This window comes from Krasilnikoviella flava, from assembly GCF_900167525.1.
Lineage (GTDB): Bacteria > Actinomycetota > Actinomycetes > Actinomycetales > Cellulomonadaceae > Isoptericola > Isoptericola flavus.
The window spans coordinates 157,401-174,404 of record NZ_FUZQ01000006.1 but is presented as its reverse complement, the minus strand read 5'-3'; the positions used below and the strand labels follow the sequence as shown (position 1 = coordinate 174,404).

Annotated in this window: 15 protein-coding genes; 8 read left to right on the top strand and 7 right to left on the bottom strand. The window is 73.1% G+C overall.

The window, feature by feature from the left end; translation table 11 throughout:
- Positions 1-13: 13 nt before the first annotated feature.
- Positions 14-754, top strand: a complete 741-nt coding sequence (locus B5Y66_RS16900; protein ID WP_079575685.1) for a tyrosine-protein phosphatase — start codon at positions 14-16, stop codon at positions 752-754.
- Between the two features lie 78 nt (positions 755-832).
- On the opposite strand, the gene B5Y66_RS16895 is transcribed toward B5Y66_RS16900, so the two are convergent.
- The 4 genes from B5Y66_RS16895 to B5Y66_RS16880 all read right to left on the bottom strand — a co-directional run bounded on the left by B5Y66_RS16895 (position 833) and on the right by B5Y66_RS16880 (position 5,172).
- A complete protein-coding gene (locus B5Y66_RS16895; protein ID WP_079575682.1) occupies positions 833-1,318 on the bottom strand; it encodes a MarR family winged helix-turn-helix transcriptional regulator in 486 nt (161 codons plus the stop codon).
- 113 nt (positions 1,319-1,431) lie between these two features.
- Positions 1,432-2,982, bottom strand: a complete 1,551-nt coding sequence (locus B5Y66_RS16890; RefSeq protein ID WP_139820968.1) for an MDR family MFS transporter — start codon at positions 2,980-2,982, stop codon at positions 1,432-1,434.
- Between the two features lie 59 nt (positions 2,983-3,041).
- Complete coding sequence (locus B5Y66_RS16885; protein WP_079575678.1) at positions 3,042-3,518, bottom strand: MarR family winged helix-turn-helix transcriptional regulator; 477 nt, start codon at positions 3,516-3,518, stop codon at positions 3,042-3,044.
- A 214-nt stretch (positions 3,519-3,732) separates the two neighbouring features.
- Positions 3,733-5,172, bottom strand: a complete 1,440-nt coding sequence (locus B5Y66_RS16880; RefSeq protein WP_079575676.1) for a sugar porter family MFS transporter — start codon at positions 5,170-5,172, stop codon at positions 3,733-3,735.
- Between the two features lie 158 nt (positions 5,173-5,330).
- On the opposite strand from B5Y66_RS16880, the gene B5Y66_RS16875 reads away from it, so the two are divergent.
- The 3 genes from B5Y66_RS16875 (at position 5,331) to B5Y66_RS16865 (ending at position 7,897) form a co-directional block, all read left to right on the top strand.
- The gene (locus B5Y66_RS16875) at positions 5,331-5,930 is read left to right on the top strand and encodes a hypothetical protein (RefSeq protein ID WP_079575674.1); all 600 of its coding nucleotides are present in this window, start codon (positions 5,331-5,333) and stop codon (positions 5,928-5,930) included.
- A 339-nt stretch (positions 5,931-6,269) separates the two neighbouring features.
- A complete protein-coding gene (locus tag B5Y66_RS16870) occupies positions 6,270-6,890 on the top strand; it encodes a DUF47 domain-containing protein (protein ID WP_079575672.1) in 621 nt (206 codons plus the stop codon).
- 2 nt (positions 6,891-6,892) lie between these two features.
- Positions 6,893-7,897 (top strand): inorganic phosphate transporter, encoded by a 1,005-nt coding sequence (locus tag B5Y66_RS16865; RefSeq protein ID WP_079575671.1) that lies wholly within the window; start codon positions 6,893-6,895, stop codon positions 7,895-7,897.
- Positions 7,898-7,918: 21 nt separating this feature from the next.
- Here the strand turns inward: B5Y66_RS16865 and B5Y66_RS16860 are convergent, their stop codons facing one another.
- Genes B5Y66_RS16860 through mshD form a run of 3 tightly spaced genes read right to left on the bottom strand, consistent with a single transcriptional unit; the run spans position 7,919 to position 12,360 of the window.
- Complete coding sequence (locus B5Y66_RS16860; RefSeq protein WP_407656400.1) at positions 7,919-8,965, bottom strand: NUDIX hydrolase; 1,047 nt, start codon at positions 8,963-8,965, stop codon at positions 7,919-7,921.
- Positions 8,962-11,343 carry an RNA degradosome polyphosphate kinase gene (locus B5Y66_RS16855; RefSeq protein WP_079575670.1) on the bottom strand — a complete coding sequence of 794 codons (2,382 nt, stop codon included), beginning with the start codon at positions 11,341-11,343 and terminating at the stop codon, positions 8,962-8,964. Before B5Y66_RS16855 ends, B5Y66_RS16860 begins: the two co-directional genes overlap by 4 nt.
- A 42-nt stretch (positions 11,344-11,385) precedes the next feature.
- Complete coding sequence (gene mshD, locus B5Y66_RS16850; RefSeq protein ID WP_079575669.1) at positions 11,386-12,360, bottom strand: mycothiol synthase; 975 nt, start codon at positions 12,358-12,360, stop codon at positions 11,386-11,388.
- A gap of 182 nt (positions 12,361-12,542) precedes the next feature.
- Between mshD and B5Y66_RS16845 the strand changes: the two genes are divergently transcribed.
- The 4 genes from B5Y66_RS16845 to B5Y66_RS16830 all read left to right on the top strand — a co-directional run bounded on the left by B5Y66_RS16845 (position 12,543) and on the right by B5Y66_RS16830 (position 16,993).
- Positions 12,543-13,895, top strand: coding sequence for an amidohydrolase family protein (locus tag B5Y66_RS16845; protein ID WP_079575668.1), 1,353 nt, complete (start codon positions 12,543-12,545; stop codon positions 13,893-13,895).
- Positions 13,896-13,962: 67 nt separating this feature from the next.
- On the top strand, positions 13,963-14,694 hold the full coding sequence (locus B5Y66_RS16840; protein WP_407656407.1) for an ABC transporter ATP-binding protein: 732 nt from the start codon (positions 13,963-13,965) through the stop codon (positions 14,692-14,694).
- The gene (locus B5Y66_RS16835; protein ID WP_245807189.1) at positions 14,691-15,674 is read left to right on the top strand and encodes an ABC transporter permease; all 984 of its coding nucleotides are present in this window, start codon (positions 14,691-14,693) and stop codon (positions 15,672-15,674) included. The genes B5Y66_RS16840 and B5Y66_RS16835 overlap by 4 nt, the downstream gene beginning before the upstream one ends.
- Positions 15,675-15,802: 128 nt before the next feature.
- Positions 15,803-16,993, top strand: a complete 1,191-nt coding sequence (locus B5Y66_RS16830; protein WP_079575666.1) for a substrate-binding domain-containing protein — start codon at positions 15,803-15,805, stop codon at positions 16,991-16,993.
- Positions 16,994-17,004: the final 11 nt, after the last annotated feature.

Here is a 17,004-nt window from a genome sequence, read left to right as displayed (position 1 = left end):
TAGTGTCGGGCAGGTGACCACCTTCGAGCCCGGCATCCGGTCCGGCCCCGTGCCCGACCACCTCGTCAACCTGCGCGACGTCGCGACAGCCGCCCCGGGCCTCACGCCCGGGGCGTTGCTGCGTTCCGACGCCCCCCGCTCGGGCGACGTCGCCCCCGACGACGTGGCGTGGCCGCCGCGCACGGTGCTCGACCTGCGCGACCCGGGGGAGAACGGGGAGCCGCACCCGCTGGCGGGCACGGCGCAGGTGGTGCCGCTGCCGCTGCTCGACGGCACCGCGATGCAGGGCGCGACCGCGCCGGCGCCGGTCCCGGGCCTGGGCGACCTGTACCTGCAGATGCTCGTCGGCGCGGGTGCGGGGCACCTCGTCGAGGCGGTGCGGCTGATCGCCGCCGACGACGCGCCGGTGCTCGTGCACTGCACCGCCGGCAAGGACCGGACCGGGGTCACCGTCGCGCTGGTGCTGTCCCTGCTGGGCGTCGACCGGCCGGCGATCGTCGCCGACTACGAGCGGACCGGTCCCCACATGCGCGAGGTGCTGGCGCGCGCGGCCGTCACGGCCAACCTGGCGGTGCCGGACGCGCACCTGCTGGCGAAGCTGCCGCCCGAGCTCGTCACCGCGCCCGGCTGGGCGATCGAGACGGTGCTCGACCGGTTCGACCAGCACGACGACGGCGCCCCGGGCTGGTTCCGCGCGCACGGCGGGAGCACGGAGACGCTGGACGCGCTGCGGGCCCGCCTCGTCGAGGCCTGACCCGGTCCCGGATACACGTCGAGCCTGCCGGGACCGTGGTCTCGACAGGCTCGACAGGCTCGATCGGCGAACCGGAGCTCAGGAGCGCGTGTCCCGCCAGCGCACGAAGTCCTCGGAGTAGCGGTGCAGCAGCGTGGCGAGCTGCGAGACGTCGGTCTCGTCCCAGTCGCCGAACGCGTCCTTGTACATCTCGATGCGGCGGTCGCGCGCCCGGGCGAAGCGCTGGGCGCCGTCGGCGGTGAGGGTGATCCGCTGGCCGCGCGTGTCCTCCGGGTCGACCTCGCGGTGCACGAGGCCCAGGTCCACGAGCCGGCTCAGCTGGCGCGACACCGTGGCACGACCGACGCCGAAGTGCGCCGCGAGGTCGGAGCCCCGGATCCCGGGGTGGGAGTCGATGTGCGCGAGGATCGGGTAGGCCGACGCCTCGAGCTCAGGGTGCACCCGCCGGGCGGTCTGGGCCGCCGACGACTGGGCGCGACGAATCAGGACCCGGATCTCGCGTTCGAGAGCACCGAAGGGGTCGGTGGCCGGGTCGGGCAGTGGCTGATCGGCTGCGTCGTGCATGGGCCCATCATGAGGCTTCGCCGAGGCAAACGGGAACGCCCCGGCTGGGGGAAGTTGCGCCCGGACGGGGCGTGAGCGGGTGAAATCCGCCCTGTCCGGGCGTCTCGCCGGTGTCAGGCCCGGTCGGCGACGGTCTGCTCGGCGGTCTTCTCCTCGTCGAGCACCTGCTCGATGCCGGAGCGCTGACCCAGCGGGATCTCCTTCATGAACAGCACGGCGATGAGCGAGATCACGGCCATCGGCACGGCGTACAGGAAGATCGTCGTGATCCCGTCGGCATAGGCGCCCTCGACCACGGTCTGCACGGGGGCCGGCAGCGAGGCCAGGTCCGGGACCGCGCCCGAGCCCGCGCCCATCGCGTCGGAGGCGATGCCGAGCTTCGCGAGGCCGGTGGAGAGGTCTGTCTTGATCTGGGCCGCCATCACGGCGCCGAGCGCGGACACACCGATCGCGCCGCCCAAGGAGCGGAAGAACGCGACGCCGGAGGTGCCGGCGCCCATCTCGTGCACGTCGAGCGTGTTCTGGGTGGCCAGCACCAGGTTCTGCATCAGGGCGCCGACCGAGAGGCCCAGGCCGAAGAGGAAGACCGAGATGACCACGAAGCTCGTGTCGACCTCGATGGTCGACAGGCCGAACAGGGAGGCGGTCAGGACGACGGCGCCGCCCACCATGATCGCCTTGTAGCGGCCGGTGTTCGAGATGATGCGGCCGAGGACGATGCCCGCGAGCATCGTGCCGACCACCATCGGGATGGTGAGCAGGCCCGACTCGGTGGGCGTCTTGCCGCGGGCGAGCTGGAAGTACTGGCTGAGGAAGACCGCGGTGCCGAACATCGCGACGCCGACGGACGCCGAGGCGATCACGGCGAGCACGAAGGTGCGGTTCTTGAACAGGTGCAGCGGGATGATCGGCTCGGCGGCGGCCCGCTCGACGAAGCCGACGACGACGAGCGCGAGCACGGCACCGCCGACCATCGCGGCGGTCTGCCACGAGGCCCACGCGAACTGGTCGCCCGCGAAGGTGACCCACAGGAGCAGCAGCGCGACCGCGACGGCGATGAGGCCGGCGCCCGCGTAGTCGATCTTCACCTCGCGCTTGGCCAGCGCGGGCAGGTGCAGCGTCTTCTGCAGCACGATGAACGCGGCGACGGCGAACGGCACGCCGACGAAGAACGTCCAGCGCCAGCCGATCGAGTCGGTGAGGACGCCGCCGAGCAGCGGTCCGCCGATCTGGGCGACGGCCATCACACCGCCCATGAGGCCCATGTACTTGCCGCGCTCGCGGGGGCTGATGATGTCGGCCATGAGCACGGTCGCGAGGGCGGTGAGACCACCCGCGCCGATGCCCTGCAGCGCGCGGAAGCCGATGAGCATCTCGATGTTCTGCGACAGGCCGGCCGCGGCGGCGGAGACCACCGTGATGGCGAGGGCGACCTGCATGAGGACCTTGCGGTTCGTGAGGTCGGCGAGCTTGCCCCACAGCGGGGTCGAGATCGTCATCGTCAGCAGCATCGCGGTGACGACCCAGGTGTAGGAGTGCTGGGAGCCGCCGAGCTCGCTGACGATCTTGGGCAGCGACGTCGAGACGATGGTGGTGGCCAGCAGCGAGACGAAGACGCCCAGCAGGATGCCCGAGAGTGCCTCGAGCACCTCGCGGCGCGACATCGCCGGGGCCGGCGGGGCGGAGAGGTCCGGTGCCAGGGGCGCCGGGGTGGGGGACTGACTCATCGGGCGGGGATCTCCTCCTGCGCCTGGGCGCGGTCGTGGGTCGTGGTGAGGGCGGCCGCGACGCTGCGGATCCGGGAGGTGGCGTCGGCGAGGTCCTGCTCCGACCAGTCGGAGAAGGCCTCGGAGACGAGGTCGTCGATGCGCTCGAAGGACGCCTCCGCGAACTCGCGGCCGGTGTCCGTCAGGGCGAGGTAGCGGGCGCGCCGGTCGTCGTCGTCCACGGTGCGCTGCACGAAGCCGGCGTCGACGAGGGCGCTGACCTGGCGGCTCGCGACGGACATGTCGACGCGGAGCTTGGCGGCGACGTCGCTGAGCTGGACGCGCCCGCACCGCGTGAGCAGGTGGAGGGCGCCGAGGCCGGCGCGCGGCAGGTCGAGGTCGCGCGCGACGCGCATGGCGGCCTCGCGCTGGGCGCGGGCCAGGTCCTCGAGCGTCTCCAGGAGCTCGCGGGCCGCGGAGCGGGGAACGGGCATGCCAGGGCCTTTGCTGAAAGTGGAGGGGGCTCGGGGCCGGAGGGCGGCGAGCCGTGCGGCCGGAACGGCCGGTTGCTTGCAGAGAGCAAACATACGCCTGGTGCTTGCAGCAAGCAAGTGTCCTGGTCGGGACCTCACCCTCCCGTGCACGACGACGGCCCGCGACGCCCCGGAGGGGTCGCGGGCCGTCGTCGCGGGACGCCGTCGGCGCGGGTCAGGTGCGCTTGTAGGCCTCGCCCGCCATGTCCTCGAGCTCGACGCCCTTCGTCTCCGGGATCTTGCCCAGCACGAAGAAGAACGACAGCGCGGCGAACACCGCGTACATGAGGTACGGGATGGCCGGGCCGAACGTGTCGAGCATCGGCGGGAAGGTGAGCGTGATGACGAAGTTGGCGATCCAGTTGGCCGCCGCGCCGACGCCGAGGGCTGCCGCACGGATCCGGTTCGGGAACATCTCGCCCAGCAGCACCCACATCAACGGGCCCCACGTGGCGCCGAAGAAGACCACGAAGGCGTTCGCGGCGACCAGCGCGACGATGCTCCACGGATCCGGGAGGCTGATGGTGTCGCCCGAACCGGTGGCCTGCGTGAAGCACACCGCCATCAGGCCCAGGGAGACCGCCATGCCCGCCGAGCCGATGAGCAGGAGCGGGCGCCGCCCCACCTTGTCGATGAGGGCGATGGCGATGAACGTCACGGCCACGTTCGTCACGGCCGTGATCGTCGAGACGAGGAACGCCTGCGACTCGTCGAAGCCCACCGCCTGCCACAGGGTCGTCGAGTAGTAGAAGATCACGTTGATCCCGACGAACTGCTGGAAGATCGCCATCACGATGCCGACCCACACGATCGGCTTCAGCCCGAACCGGTCGCCCTTGAGGCTGCCGAGGTCGGCGTTCTGCTCGTCCTTGCTGATCGAGTGACGGATCTCCGAGATCCGGGCGTCGACGTCCTCCTCGGGCCCGAGCACGCTCGACAGCACGCGCCGTGCGTCGTCGTCCTGGCCCTTCGTGACCAGATAGCGTGGCGACTCCGGCATCCGCAGCGCGAGGATCCCGTACACCGCCGCGGGAACCACGGCCACGAGGAACATCCAGCGCCAGGCCTCCCAGCCGAACCAGAGCTCGTTCGCCGCGCCGCCCGCGGCCGTCGCCAGGATCTGGTCGGACAGCAGGGCGGCGAAGATACCGACCGTGATGGCGAGCTGCTGCAGGGACCCCAGCCGGCCGCGCATGACGGCCGGCGCGATCTCCGCGATGTAGGCGGGGGCGATCACCGACGCGATGCCGATCCCGACGCCCGCCATGAAGCGCCAGAGGGCGAGGTCCCAGGCGCTCCACGCGATCGCCGACAGGATCGACGAGGCGAAGAAGAGCACGGCGCCCAGCACCATCACGTGCGTGCGGCCCCACCGGTCGGCCAGCTTGCCGCCGGACCACGCGCCGAGCGCGCACCCCAGCAGGGCGATGGCCACCACGAGGCCCGTGACGGTGGAGTTGAGGTCGAACTGCCCCTCGATCGCGTCGACGGCGCCGTTGATGACCGACGAGTCGAAACCGAAGAGGAATCCTCCGACCGCCGCCGCGGTCGCGAGTGCGGTGGCCTTCCGGTGGGCGCTGTGCGCGGCCGCCTGACCTGGTGTGGAGGTGGACATGAGTCTCCTAAGTCCGGGATTGCTTCGATGCTAGATCCGCGATCGTGTCTCGGCTCGGGGAGCGAGCGGCGGGCCGTCCGGTGCCGCCCGGACGCGGACCGCGGGAGACTGTACCGGTGAGCGACGTACCCGACCCGCGCCGGCCCCGCCGTCCCGCCATGCTCGACCCGCAGACCGCGGAGCAGATCCCCGGCTCCCTGGACCCCGCGCTGCGCGACGAGGTGGCGCACACCACAGCCCGCGCCGTCGTGCACCGGGCGCGGGCCGCCGAGGACCCCGAGGTGGTGGACCGGCTGGTGCGCCTCGTCGAGCGGGAGGGGCTCGACGTCGTCGCCGCCCTGTGGTCGGACGCGATGCCCGCCTCCCTGCCCGGCGCCCTGTGGCGGCTGTACGTGCTGCGCGAGTGGGTGCGCCGCGACCCGCGCACGGTGGGGCTGCGCTACCGGCTCGGCGTCGACGCGGCGCCCGTGCACGAGGTGGTCGCCGGCGTGCCCCGCCCGCCCGCCCCCGAGGACCTGCGGGCGCTGGCCGACGACGTCCTGTCCGGCGTCTACGCCGGCGACCTGGCCGTGGCCCTGGAGCGGGCCGCGTCGTTCTGCCGGATCCTCGCCACCGGCGCCGCGTTCGACGCCGACGCCCGCGAGGTCGCGGACCCCGACGGCGCCACCCGGATGACCCGCGGGGCGGCCGACCTCGTGCGCACGGCGGAAGAGCTGGAGCGGGCCGCGACGGGGTGGCGGGCGGGGACGCTCGACTGACCACATCGGTCCGTCGGTCGAGCCCGTCGGCACCAGGGCGTGGTCTCGACGAGCTCGACCAGCGACGGCCTCCCGGCGGGGCTGACCTGCGTGTTCGGAGCACGCCGACCCCCGGGCTTACGATGTTCGGGCGACGTCGGGCCGCGGTAGCCCCGGGCTCCATCTTCAGCCGCTACGAGCGGCCACGCGCCGAGAGGCGCTCCCGGTCCGGCGTCGCACCTCACCCCGAGTTTCCCGCAGCCGTCAGGTGGAATCGTTCAGCGCGCGTTCAACTGGTCGCGCCAGGATGGCCACCTCTAGTCTGTGAGAGTCTCAGCGTCCTCGATCCGGGAGCCACACGTGCGCCTGCGCCTGACACCGCGCGACACGACCTACTTCGACATGCTGGCGACGCTCGCGCAGCACAACGTCACCGGGGCCTCGCTCCTGGCGGAGCTGCTCGGGGCGTCCCGGCAGGAGAGGGACAAGATCGCCCACCGGCTCTCCGAGGCGGAGCACGTCGCGGACGACGCGACCCACTCGATCATGCGGCGCCTGAACCAGACGTTCGTCACCCCGTTCGACCGGGACGACATCTATGGGCTCGCCTCGGCGCTCGACGACTGCATGGACGCCATGGAGGAGGCCGGCGACCTCATCGTCCTCTACAAGGTCGACGAGCTCCCGCTGCGGGTCTCCGAGCAGGTGCAGGTGCTGCAGCGCTGCGCCGAGCTCACGGCGGAGGCCATGCCCCGCCTGCGCTCGATGGACCAGCTGTCCGACTACTGGGTCGAGATCAACCGGCTCGAGAACCAGGGCGACAAGCTGCACCGCGAGCTCATCGCACAGCTCTTCGACGAGCTCACGGACCCGATCCTGCTCATGAAGCTCAAGGAGATCGTCGACATGCTCGAGGAGGGCGCGGACGCCTTCGAGCGCGTCGCGAACATGGTCGAGGCCATCGCCCTCAAGGAGTCCTGACGGTGGAGGCGGCTCTCGTCGTCCTCGTCGTGGCGATCGCCCTCGGCTTCGACTACACGAACGGCTTCCACGACGCGGCCAACGCCATCGCCACCTCGGTGTCGACCCGGGCCCTGACCCCGCGGGTCGCGCTGGGCATGGCGGCCGTCATGAACTTCGTCGGGGCCCTGCTCGGCACCGAGGTCGCGGAGACCATCGCGACCTCGATCGTCGACCTGCAGGACGCCTCCAACCACACGGCGCTCATCGTCGTGCTGTGCGCGCTCATCGGCGCCATCGCCTGGAACCTCATCACCTGGTGGTTCGGCCTGCCCTCGTCGTCCACGCACTCGCTCATCGGCGGGCTCGTGGGCGCCGGGCTCGCGGCGGGGCTGCCGATCTACGGCCAGTCGATCATCGACAAGGTCGTGCTGCCGATGATCTTCTCGCCCCTCATCGGCTTCATCGGCGCGTACTTCGTCATGGTCGCGGTGCTGTGGATCTTCCGGAACGCCGCCCCGTCCCGCGTCACCCGCCGGTTCCGGCTGGCGCAGACCGCGTCGGCCGCCGCGATGGCTCTCGGCCACGGCCTGCAGGACGCGCAGAAGACGATGGGCGTCATCTTCATGGCCCTCCTCACGGTCGGCTGGGCCGACCCGAACGCCGGCATCCCGCTGTGGGTCAAGCTCGCCGCGGCCGCCGCGATCTCCCTCGGCACGTACTCGGGCGGCTGGCGGATCATGCGGACGCTGGGCCGGCGCATCATCGAGCTCGACCCGGCCCGCGGCTTCGTCGCCGAGTCCGTCTCGGCGCTGGTGCTGTACGCCAACGCGTTCATCCTGCACGCGCCCGTCTCCACGACGCACACGATCACGTCGGCGATCATGGGCGTCGGCGCCACGCGCCGGCTCTCGGCCGTGCGCTGGGGTGTGGCCAAGAACATCGGCGCGGCCTGGGTGCTGACGATCCCGGCCGCGGCGCTCGTGGCCGCCATCACGACGTGGATCCTGCACCCCTGGCTCACCTGACGCCCGTGACCGAGCCCGTCATCAGTAGACGGGGGGCGTGACCTTCTCGACGGCGACGACGCGCGGGCCCTTGCCCGTCGTGGACACGTGCGCCACGAGCAGGTCGCCGGGCTCGAGGAACGGGTCGCGCGAGGGGAGCACGTTCGCGACGGCGCGGCGCGAGTGCCGTCCCAGCACGTCCAGCACCGTCGGCAGCACCGGCCGGTGCGTGCACAGCACGGACGACCGGCCCGACTCGAGCAGCTCCCGCACGGTCGCGGCGACGCGGGACGGCAGGCGCTCGTGCTCCGCCTCGCCCAGCTGGTCGCTGAGCTCCGGCCGGGCGCGCGACGCCTGCACGTACGGCTCGATCGTCGCCGCGCAGCGCTCCCAGCGGCTCGACACCACGGACGAGACGCCGTAGGCCGCGAGGACCGGGACGAGCGCCGTGCCCTGGGCGTGCCCCACCGGGGTGAGCGGCCGGTCGTGCTCCGTACCGTGCCAGGCGGCCCTCGTCACCGCCTTCCCGTGCCGCACGATCACCACGGCGTGCGTCGTGAGGCGGCTCTGGGAGTGCGCCTGGACGAGGGCCTCGAGCGGGCCCTGGTCGGCCGTCCGCGTCAGCCGCGCCGCGGCGTCGTCGACGTCGAGCCATGCCTTCCTGTCGACCTCGTCCTTCGACGGCGGCTGCACGGGGAAGCGCGCGGCCAGGGCCGCGTCGTCGCCGGTGCGGGACGCGCGCCGGGCCGCCCAGTAGTGCACGCGCTTCACCCGGCCCTCGGGCGTCAGGTACTGCAGGCCCGGCAGCGGGACGCCGAGGACCACGGGCTTGCCCGTCTCCTCCGCGACCTCCCGCGCGGCGGCCGTGTTCAGCGACTCGCCCGGCTCGAGCTTGCCCTTCGGCCAGGACCAGTCGTCGTAGCGCGGCCGGTGCACGAGCTGCACCTGCAGCCGCCCCTCCCGCTCGCGCCACACGAGGCCGCCCGCCGACTCGATCACGGGGGCGTGCTCCACCGACGTCGCCCCCAGCCTGTCCACGAGCGGGGCCGCCGTCGCGCCCGCCGCCCGGCGCACCGGCGCCGCCCTCACCGGGCCCGCTCGGGCCGGCGGCGGTGGCGGTCGACGAGCCGCGCCTGCAGGTCGGTGAGCGGCTCGCCGTCCGGGCCGACGCTGTGCCGCACCCACGTGTCGTCCGGCTGCAGGTGCCACGTCGAGGTGCGGTCGGACATCGACGTGTCCATGAGCTCGAGCAGCTCGGCGACCTGGCCCGCGTCGGCGATGCGCACGAGCGCCTCGACGCGCCGGTCGAGGTTGCGGTGCATGAGGTCGGCCGAGCCGATGTACACCTCGGGGCCGGACTCCGGGCCCTCGCCGATCGCCGGGCCGGCCGCGTTGGCGAACGCGTAGATCCGCGAGTGCTCCAGGAAGCGGCCGAGGATGGAACGGACCCGGACGTTCTCGCTCAGCCCGGGCACGCCCGGGCGCAGCGCGCAGATGCCGCGCACCACCAGGTCGACCTGCACCCCGGCCTGGGAGGCGCGGTACAGGGCGTCGATCGTGGCCTCGTCCACCGCGGAGTTCACCTTGATGCGCACCCAGGCCTCGTGCCCGGCCCGGGCGGCGTCCGCCTCGCGCTCGATGCGCTCGATGAGGCCCGAGCGCACGGTGCGCGGAGCCACCAGCAGGCGGTGGAACCGCGACTGCGGGGCGTAGCCGGAGAGCTGGTTGAACAGGCGCGTGAGGTCCTGGCCGACGTCGCGGTCGCACGTGAGCAGCCCGTGGTCGGTGTACATCCGGGCCGTCTTGGGGTGGTAGTTGCCGGTGCCGATGTGGCAGTAGCGGCGCAGCCCGTCGGACTCCTGCCGCACGACGAGGGAGAGCTTGCTGTGCGTCTTGAGGCCCACGATCCCGTACACCACGTGCACGCCCGCCTCCTCGAGCTTGCGTGCCCAGGAGATGTTGGCCTGCTCGTCGAACCGCGCCTTGATCTCGACCAGCGCGAGCACCTGCTTGCCGGCCTCGGCCGCGTCGATGAGCGCGTCGACGATGGGGGAGTCGCCCGACGTGCGGTACAGCGTCTGCTTGATCGCGAGCACGGCCGGGTCGGCGGCCGCCTGCTCGAGGAACGTCTGCACGGACGTCGAGAAGGAGTCGTACGGGTGGTGCAGCAGGACGTCGCGCTCGCGGATCGCGCCGAACACGTCGCGCGCCGTCGCGGACTCCACCTCGGCGAGCTGGCGGTGCGTCGTGGGGACGAACGGCGGGTAGTGCAGCGACGCGCGCTCGATGTCGGCGATGACGTTGAGGCCCGTGAGGTCGAGCGGCGCCGGCAGCTCGTACACCTCCTCGTCGGCCACCCCGAGCTCGCGCACCAGCAGGTCGCGGATGCGCGGGGAGATGCCGTGCGCCAGCTCGAGCCGCACGGGCGGGCCGAAGCGGCGGCGCAGCAGCTCCTTCTCCATCGCCTGCAGGAGGTTCTCGGCGTCGTCCTCCTCGACCTCCACGTCCTCGTTGCGCGTGACGCGGAACGTGTGGCTCTCCCGCACCTCCATGCCCGGGAACAGGTGGTCGAGGTGCTGGGCGATGACCTCCTCCAGCGGCACGAACGAGGTCTGGGTGCCACCGCCCTGCGTGGGGGTCGGCGCCGACGGGCGGCCGCGGTCGTCGACCGCGATGAATCGCGGCAGCAGCGGCGGCACCTTGACGCGGGCGAAGTGCTCCTTGCCCGTCAGCGGGTTCGCGACGACGACCGCGAGGTTGAGCGACAGCCCCGAGATGTACGGGAACGGGTGCGCCGGGTCGACCGCCAGCGGCGTGAGCACGGGGAAGATCTGCTTGCGGAAGAACTTGTGCAGGCGCTCCTGCTCGCGCACCTCGAGCTGGTCCCAGTGCACGATCGTGATTCCCTCGGCGTCGAGCGCGGGCTGCACGTCGGAGCGGAACACTTCCGCGTGCCGCGTCATGAGACGGTGCGCGCCGTCGCCGATCGCCTCCAGCACCTGGCGCGGGCTCATGCCCGACGCCGCGGTGACCGCGATGCCGGTGGCGATGCGCCGCTTCAGGCCCGCCACCCGGACCATGAAGAACTCGTCCAGGTTGGACGCGAAGATCGCGAGGAAACGGGTGCGCTCCAGCAGCGGCAGCGTCGGGTCCTCCGCGAGCTCCAGCACCCGTTCGTTGAACGCCAGCCAGCTGAGCTCCCGCTCCGCGAACCGGTCGTCGGGCAGGGGCTCGAGCCCGGTCCGGACGGTGCCGTCCTCGACCTCCGGCTCCTCCGCGATGTGCTCCGCGATGTGGGCCGCGAGCTGCGGGTCCAGGTGGCGTGACGGCGCGACGGCCGTGGAGCGCGGCCGGCTGTCCGTCACCTCGGCGGCCGCGACGTCGGCGTCCGCTGCGGCGGGGGAGTACCGGCCGCGTCCGTCGCGGGTCCTGGTCGTTCGGGGGCGCGACGCTGTCATGCCCCCCATCGTGGCACCGATGGGTGAACGGCGGGTGACGAAGCCCGGCCTCTACGCCGCGGCGGCGGGCCGTGCGTACTGGACGTCCACGGCGGCGCGCTCGAAGCCGGCGCTCGCGTACGTGGCCAGGGCCGCCGCGTTGTCGCCGTCCACGTACAGCACCGCGCGGTCGCAGCCCACCCGCGCCAGGTGGCGCAGCCCCACGGCGGCGAGCGAGCGGCCGAGGCCGCGTCCCTGGGCGTCGGGGGAGACGCCGACGGCGTAGATCTCCCCGGTCCTGCCCCCGTCGTCGCGGGCCCCGCCGTCCTGACCCGGCTCGACCTTGGTCCACAGGTACCCGAGGGGCTCGCCGCCGCCGTCGGGCTCCACGAGGAAGAACCCTTCGGCGTCGAACCACGGCTCGCGCTGCCGGTCGCGGAGGTCGCCGGTCGTGAGGCGGCCCTGTTCCGGGTGGTCGGCGAAGGTGCGGGCGTTGAGGCGCACCCACGCCTCGTCGTCCTCGCCCGGGCGGAACGTGCGGAGCCGCAGCCCCGGGGTCTCAGGGGCTTCGGCCGCCGCGTCGCCGGCCCCGAGCGGGCGGGCCAGGACCAGCAGCTCGCGCGCCACCTCGTAGCCGTGCGCCGCGGCGAAGGAGCGTGCCGCCGGCAGGTCGCCGTGCGCCCACACCCGGAGCGGCTTGCCACGCTGGCCCGGCGCGCCGGAGAACATCGGCAGGCGTGCGTCGCGCTCCGCCGTCCGCAGCAGCACGCCGCCGACGCCTCGGCGCCGGTGCTGCGGGTGCACCACCAGCTCGGCGCTCGCCTCCTCGCCCCCGCGGTCCACCTGCAGGTAGCCGACGAGGGTGCCGTCGTCGTCGTGGGCCGCCACGTGCGTCAGCCAGTCGGCGTCCGTGCCGAGGCGCAGCAGCGGCTGCTCGGACAGGGGCGGCACGTCGTCGTGGGCGGCCGCGGCCGCGGCGAGGGCGCGGACGGCGTCCTGCGCGGCGGGGTCGAGGGGATCGAACCGGAGCGGGGGAGGGGTGCGCACACGCCCATTCTCCCCGAGGGGCGGCGCTCCGCGTCGACCACGGCGCCTGGGCCCCGGCCGGCGGCGACGTTCACACGCCCGCGCCGCCCCTGTCACGCGGCGGAAACAGCCCGCCCCTAGCGTTCGGGATGTTCCTCTGATCAACATTCACGCTCGGTCGACGCTCGGTGAGAGGAGACGTCGTGCAGCACGACGCCACAACCGTCGCCCCGCTCCCGGTCGGGCCACCCGACGGAGCCGCGACCCTGGCCGGGGCTGAGGTCGCCGCCCTGTGGGGCGTGCGGCAGCTCGACGGGACGCTCGTCGACGTCGGGCTCTCCGGCGGCCGGGTCGTCTCGCTGGCCCCGAGCGGGCCGCGACCGTCGTCCGACCTCCCCGGCCCCGGCCTGGACGCCCGCGGCTGGCTCGCGCTGCCCGCGGCCTGCGAGCCGCACGCCCACCTCGACAAGGCGTTCACCGCCGCGCGGGTCCCGGCGGGACGCGGGGCGGACCTCGAGGGCGCCGTCGCCCGATGGCGCGCGCTCGCACCGCGGATCGACCGCTCCGACGTGCTGGACCGGGCACGGTCCGCCGTCGAGCGGTACGCGAGCCGCGGCATCACCACGATCCGCACCCACGTCGACGCCCCCGCCGAGGGAGACCCGCTGCGCATGCTCGACGCGCTCCTCGCGCTCCGGGAGGAGCTCGCGGGGTCGGTGACCGTGCAGGTCTGCCTGCTGGGCGGGTGGCACACGCCGACCGCCGTGCTCCTCGAGGCCGCCGCCCGCGGTGTGGACGTGCTGGGCGGGTGCCCGCACCTCGCACCCGACCCGCACGGCGAAGTGACGCGCGTGCTCGACGTCGCGGAGCGCACGGGCCTGCCCGTGGACCTGCACGTCGACGAGCAGACGGCGCTGCCGGCGGACGGGACGCTCGACGTCGAGGACCTCGCCCGGCAGGTCATCGCCCGGGGCCTGACCCAGCGGGTCACCGCGAGCCACGCCGTCCGGCTGGGCTCCCTCCCGCCCGACCGGCTCGCCCCCGTCGTCGACCTCGTGGCGCGCGCCGGCATCGGCGTCGTGACTCTGCCGATCACCAACCTCTACCTGCAGGGTCGCGACGCCACCCACCTCGCCCCCCGCGGCCTCACCGCCGTGCGCGCGCTGCTCGACGCCGGGGTGCCCGTCGCCGCCGGGGCGGACAACGTGCGCGACCCGTTCAACCCCGTCGGCAGCTGCGACCCGTTCGAGACGACCGCGCTCCTGATGACCGCGGCCCACCTCACGGAGCGCGAGGCGCTCGCCGCGGTCACGACGACGCCCCGCACCGTGCTCGGCCTGCCGCCGGCCGGCCTGTCCCTCGGGGACCGCGCCGACCTGGTCCTCGTGCCCGACGTGCCGCTGGGCGACGTGCTGGCCGGCGCGGAGCAGGCGCGCGTCGTCCTCGCCGGCAACCGCGTCGTCGCGGACACCCGTGTCCGCCGCGACCTCTCCCTCGTGACGCCGCGCCGGCCGGCCGTCGTCCCGGCCCCTGTACCCGACCAGCTCGTGAGGTGACCCGATGAGCGCAGCGACCACGACGACAAGCACGAGCACGACCAGCACGACCCCGCGACCCGCGTCCATGACGCGCACGCTCGTGCTCGACGACGTGACCAAGGCCTTCCCCACCGGCACCGTCGCCCTCGAGGAGGTGAGCCTCTCCGTTTCCGCCGGCGAGTTCGTGTCGGTCGTGGGGCCCTCGGGGTGCGGCAAATCCACCCTGCTGCGGCTCGCGTCGGGGCTCGACGAGGTGTCCGGCGGGGACGTCGAGGTGAACGCCACGTCGACCTCCTACGTGTTCCAGGAGCCGACGCTCCTGGAGTGGCGCAGCGCGCTGCGCAACGTCGAGCTCGTCGGCGAGCTGCGGGGCGTGCCCAAGCTCGAGCGGCGCCGCCGGGCACGCGAGGCGCTCGACCTCGTGGGGCTGTCCGGGTTCGAGAAGCAGCACCCGCGCCAGCTCTCCGGCGGGATGCGGATGCGGGTCTCGATCGCGCGGGCCCTGGTCGCGGAACCCGACCTGGCCCTGTTCGACGAGCCGTTCGGGGCACTCGACGAGATCACCCGGCTGCGCATGCAGACGGAGCTGCAGAGCCTCTTCGCGCTCAAGAGCTTCGCGGGCCTGTTCATCACCCACTCGGTGTCCGAGGCGGTCTACCTGTCCACGCGGGTGGTCGTCATGAGCGGCCGGCCCGGGCGCGTGGTCGCCGACATCCCGGTGCCGTGGGGGTACCCGCGCACGCCCGAGCTGCGCTACGAGCCCGAGTTCGGTGCGCTCGTCGGCGAGGTCTCCGCCGCACTGGGGGAGCACTCGTGAGCACCGCCGCCGTCCACCAGCCCACCGCACACCCCGAGAACCGGACCGCTCCCCAGGAGGCCCACGTGACGTCGACCGCGACCCCGGCCGCGAGCTCCACCGTGGCCTCGGCCGAGACCCCCGCCGCCGGGTCCGTCCCGCCCTCGGGGCCCACGCCGCGAGCGGGGTCCGGCCGGGCCGCCGGACGGCGTCGCCTGGCCGGCGCCGTCGCCAAGGTCGGACCGCTGCTCGCGGCCGTCGCGGGCATCGTCGCCGTCTGGTACGTCGTCACCTACCTCGTCCTCAGCCCGGAGCGCCGCTTCCTGCTGCCGCCGCTGCACCAGGTCCTCGGCACGACGCTCGGCAACCCGCTCGTCATGGGCCCGATGCTCGACGCGCTGTGGCAGACCGTCGGCGTCGCCCTGTGCGGCCTGGCGATCGCCGTCGTGCTCGGCATCGGGTACGCCGTGGTCATGGTGCAGTCGGGCTGGGCCGAGAGGATCCTCTACCCGTACGCGGTGATCCTGCAGACCATCCCGATCCTCGCGCTCACGCCGCTCATCGGGATCTGGATGGGCTACGGGTTCAGCGCCCGCATCGTGGTGTGCGTCATCATCGCCCTCTTCCCGATGATCGCGAACACCCTGTTCGGGCTCCAGTCCGCGAGCCCCGCCGCGCACGACCTGTTCACCCTGAACCGCGCCACCCGCGCGCAGCGGCTCTTCAAGCTCCAGTTCCCGGCGGCGCTGCCGTCGATCTTCACGGGCTTGCGCAACGCCGCCGGCCTCAGCGTCATCGGCGCCATCGTCGGCGACTTCTTCTTCCAGCAGGGCTCGCCGGGGATCGGCGGGCTGCTGCGCACCTACACGCTGCGGCTCAACATGGACTCCCTGTTCATGGCCATCATCCTCACCGCCCTGTTCGGGGTCGCGATGTTCTCCGTCTTCGCCGCGCTCGACCGTGCGGTCATCGGCCGCTGGTACGGCCGCAGCGGCGCCTGACCGCGCGTCGACGGCGGCGCCCGCCCCCCGACGGCCGAACCACGTCCGTGGGGCGTCCCCGCACGCCTCCGTGCCGTCTCCCAGCCACGCCATCCTCCCCATCCGCCCGAGCCACCCCAGGAGTCACCATGGCACTCTCCCGACCCCGAAGGATCGCCGTCGCCGCGCTGTTCGTGGTCCCGCTGCTCGCCCTGACCGCGTGCGCCGGCGCGGACGCCGCCGGCGAGCAGGGCGGCGCGACCCCCCTCGACGCCCCGGCGGCCGAGGCGGACGGTCCGCTGGACCTGTCCGGCGTCTGCCCGGAGACCGTCGTCATGCAGCAGGACTGGCAGCCCGAGGCGGAGCACGGCGCGATGTACTCGCTGGTCGGCACCGACCACACGGTGGATGCCGAGGCCAAGTCGGTCACCGGATCCCTCGTGGCCCAGGGCGTCGACACGGGGGTGGACGTCGAGGTGCGGCCCGGCGGGCCGAACGTCAACTTTCAGCCCGTGCCGTCGCTCATGTACCTCGACGACTCGATCCTGCTCGGCGCCGTGACGACCGACGCGCAGATCACCGCGCTGGCCGACAACCCCGTGGTCACGGTGGCGTCCCAGCTCACCACCAGCCCGCAGATCGTCATGTGGGACCCGGCGAGCCACGACGGCGCGACGACGATCGAGGACGCCGCGGCGGCCGGCGATCCAGTCGTGTCCTCCGGCGACGTGTTCCCGCGGCTGCTCGTCTCCCAGGGCATCATCGACGACACGCAGATCGACCTCTCCTACGAGGGCACGCCGCAGCGTTTCGTCTCCGACCCGAGCACCCTGCAGCAGGGGTTCGCGACGGCCGAGCCGTACATCTACGAGAACGAGATCCCGCAGTGGGGCAAGGCGGTCGGCTACCAGCTGCTCGCGGACGTCGGCTACTCGGTGTACCCGGAGGCCCTCACGGTGCGGGCCGACAAGGTCGAGGAGAACGCGGACTGCCTCGCCAGGCTCGTGCCGATCATGCAGCAGGCGCAGATCGACTACCTCGAGGAACCCCAGGCCACGAACGACCTGATCGTCGACCTCGTCGACGCCTACCAGACCGGGTGGACGTACTCGCAGGGCGTGGCGGACTTCTCCGTCCGGACCATGCAGGACCTCGACCTCGTGACCGACGACCCGGAGTCCGGGGTGTTCGGCCGGATCGACCCCGAGCGGATGACGGAGATCGTCGGCACCTTCGCGCCGATCCTCGTCGACGCGGGCCAGATCGGCTCGGCCGACATCGACCCCGAGACGCTGTACACCAACGAGTTCATCGACGACGCGATCTCGATGGGCAGCTGAGGAGAGGACCG

What these genes read in the sequence shown, in the direction of transcription:
- B5Y66_RS16895 (WP_079575682.1), bottom strand. Translation starts at nt 1,318, where the DNA reads ATGCACGACGCAGCCGATCAGCCACTGCCCGACCCGGCCACCGACCCC.
- B5Y66_RS16890 (WP_139820968.1), bottom strand. Translation starts at nt 2,982, where the DNA reads ATGTCGCGCCGCGAGGTGCTCGAGGCACTCTCGGGCATCCTGCTGGGC.
- B5Y66_RS16885 (WP_079575678.1), bottom strand. Translation starts at nt 3,518, where the DNA reads ATGCCCGTTCCCCGCTCCGCGGCCCGCGAGCTCCTGGAGACGCTCGAG.
- B5Y66_RS16880 (WP_079575676.1), bottom strand. Translation starts at nt 5,172, where the DNA reads ATGTCCACCTCCACACCAGGTCAGGCGGCCGCGCACAGCGCCCACCGG.
- B5Y66_RS16875 (WP_079575674.1), top strand. Translation starts at nt 5,331, where the DNA reads ATGCTCGACCCGCAGACCGCGGAGCAGATCCCCGGCTCCCTGGACCCC.
- B5Y66_RS16855 (WP_079575670.1), bottom strand. Translation starts at nt 11,343, where the DNA reads ATGGGGGGCATGACAGCGTCGCGCCCCCGAACGACCAGGACCCGCGAC.
- B5Y66_RS16840 (WP_407656407.1), top strand. Translation starts at nt 13,963, where the DNA reads ATGACGCGCACGCTCGTGCTCGACGACGTGACCAAGGCCTTCCCCACC.
- B5Y66_RS16830 (WP_079575666.1), top strand. Translation starts at nt 15,803, where the DNA reads ATGGCACTCTCCCGACCCCGAAGGATCGCCGTCGCCGCGCTGTTCGTG.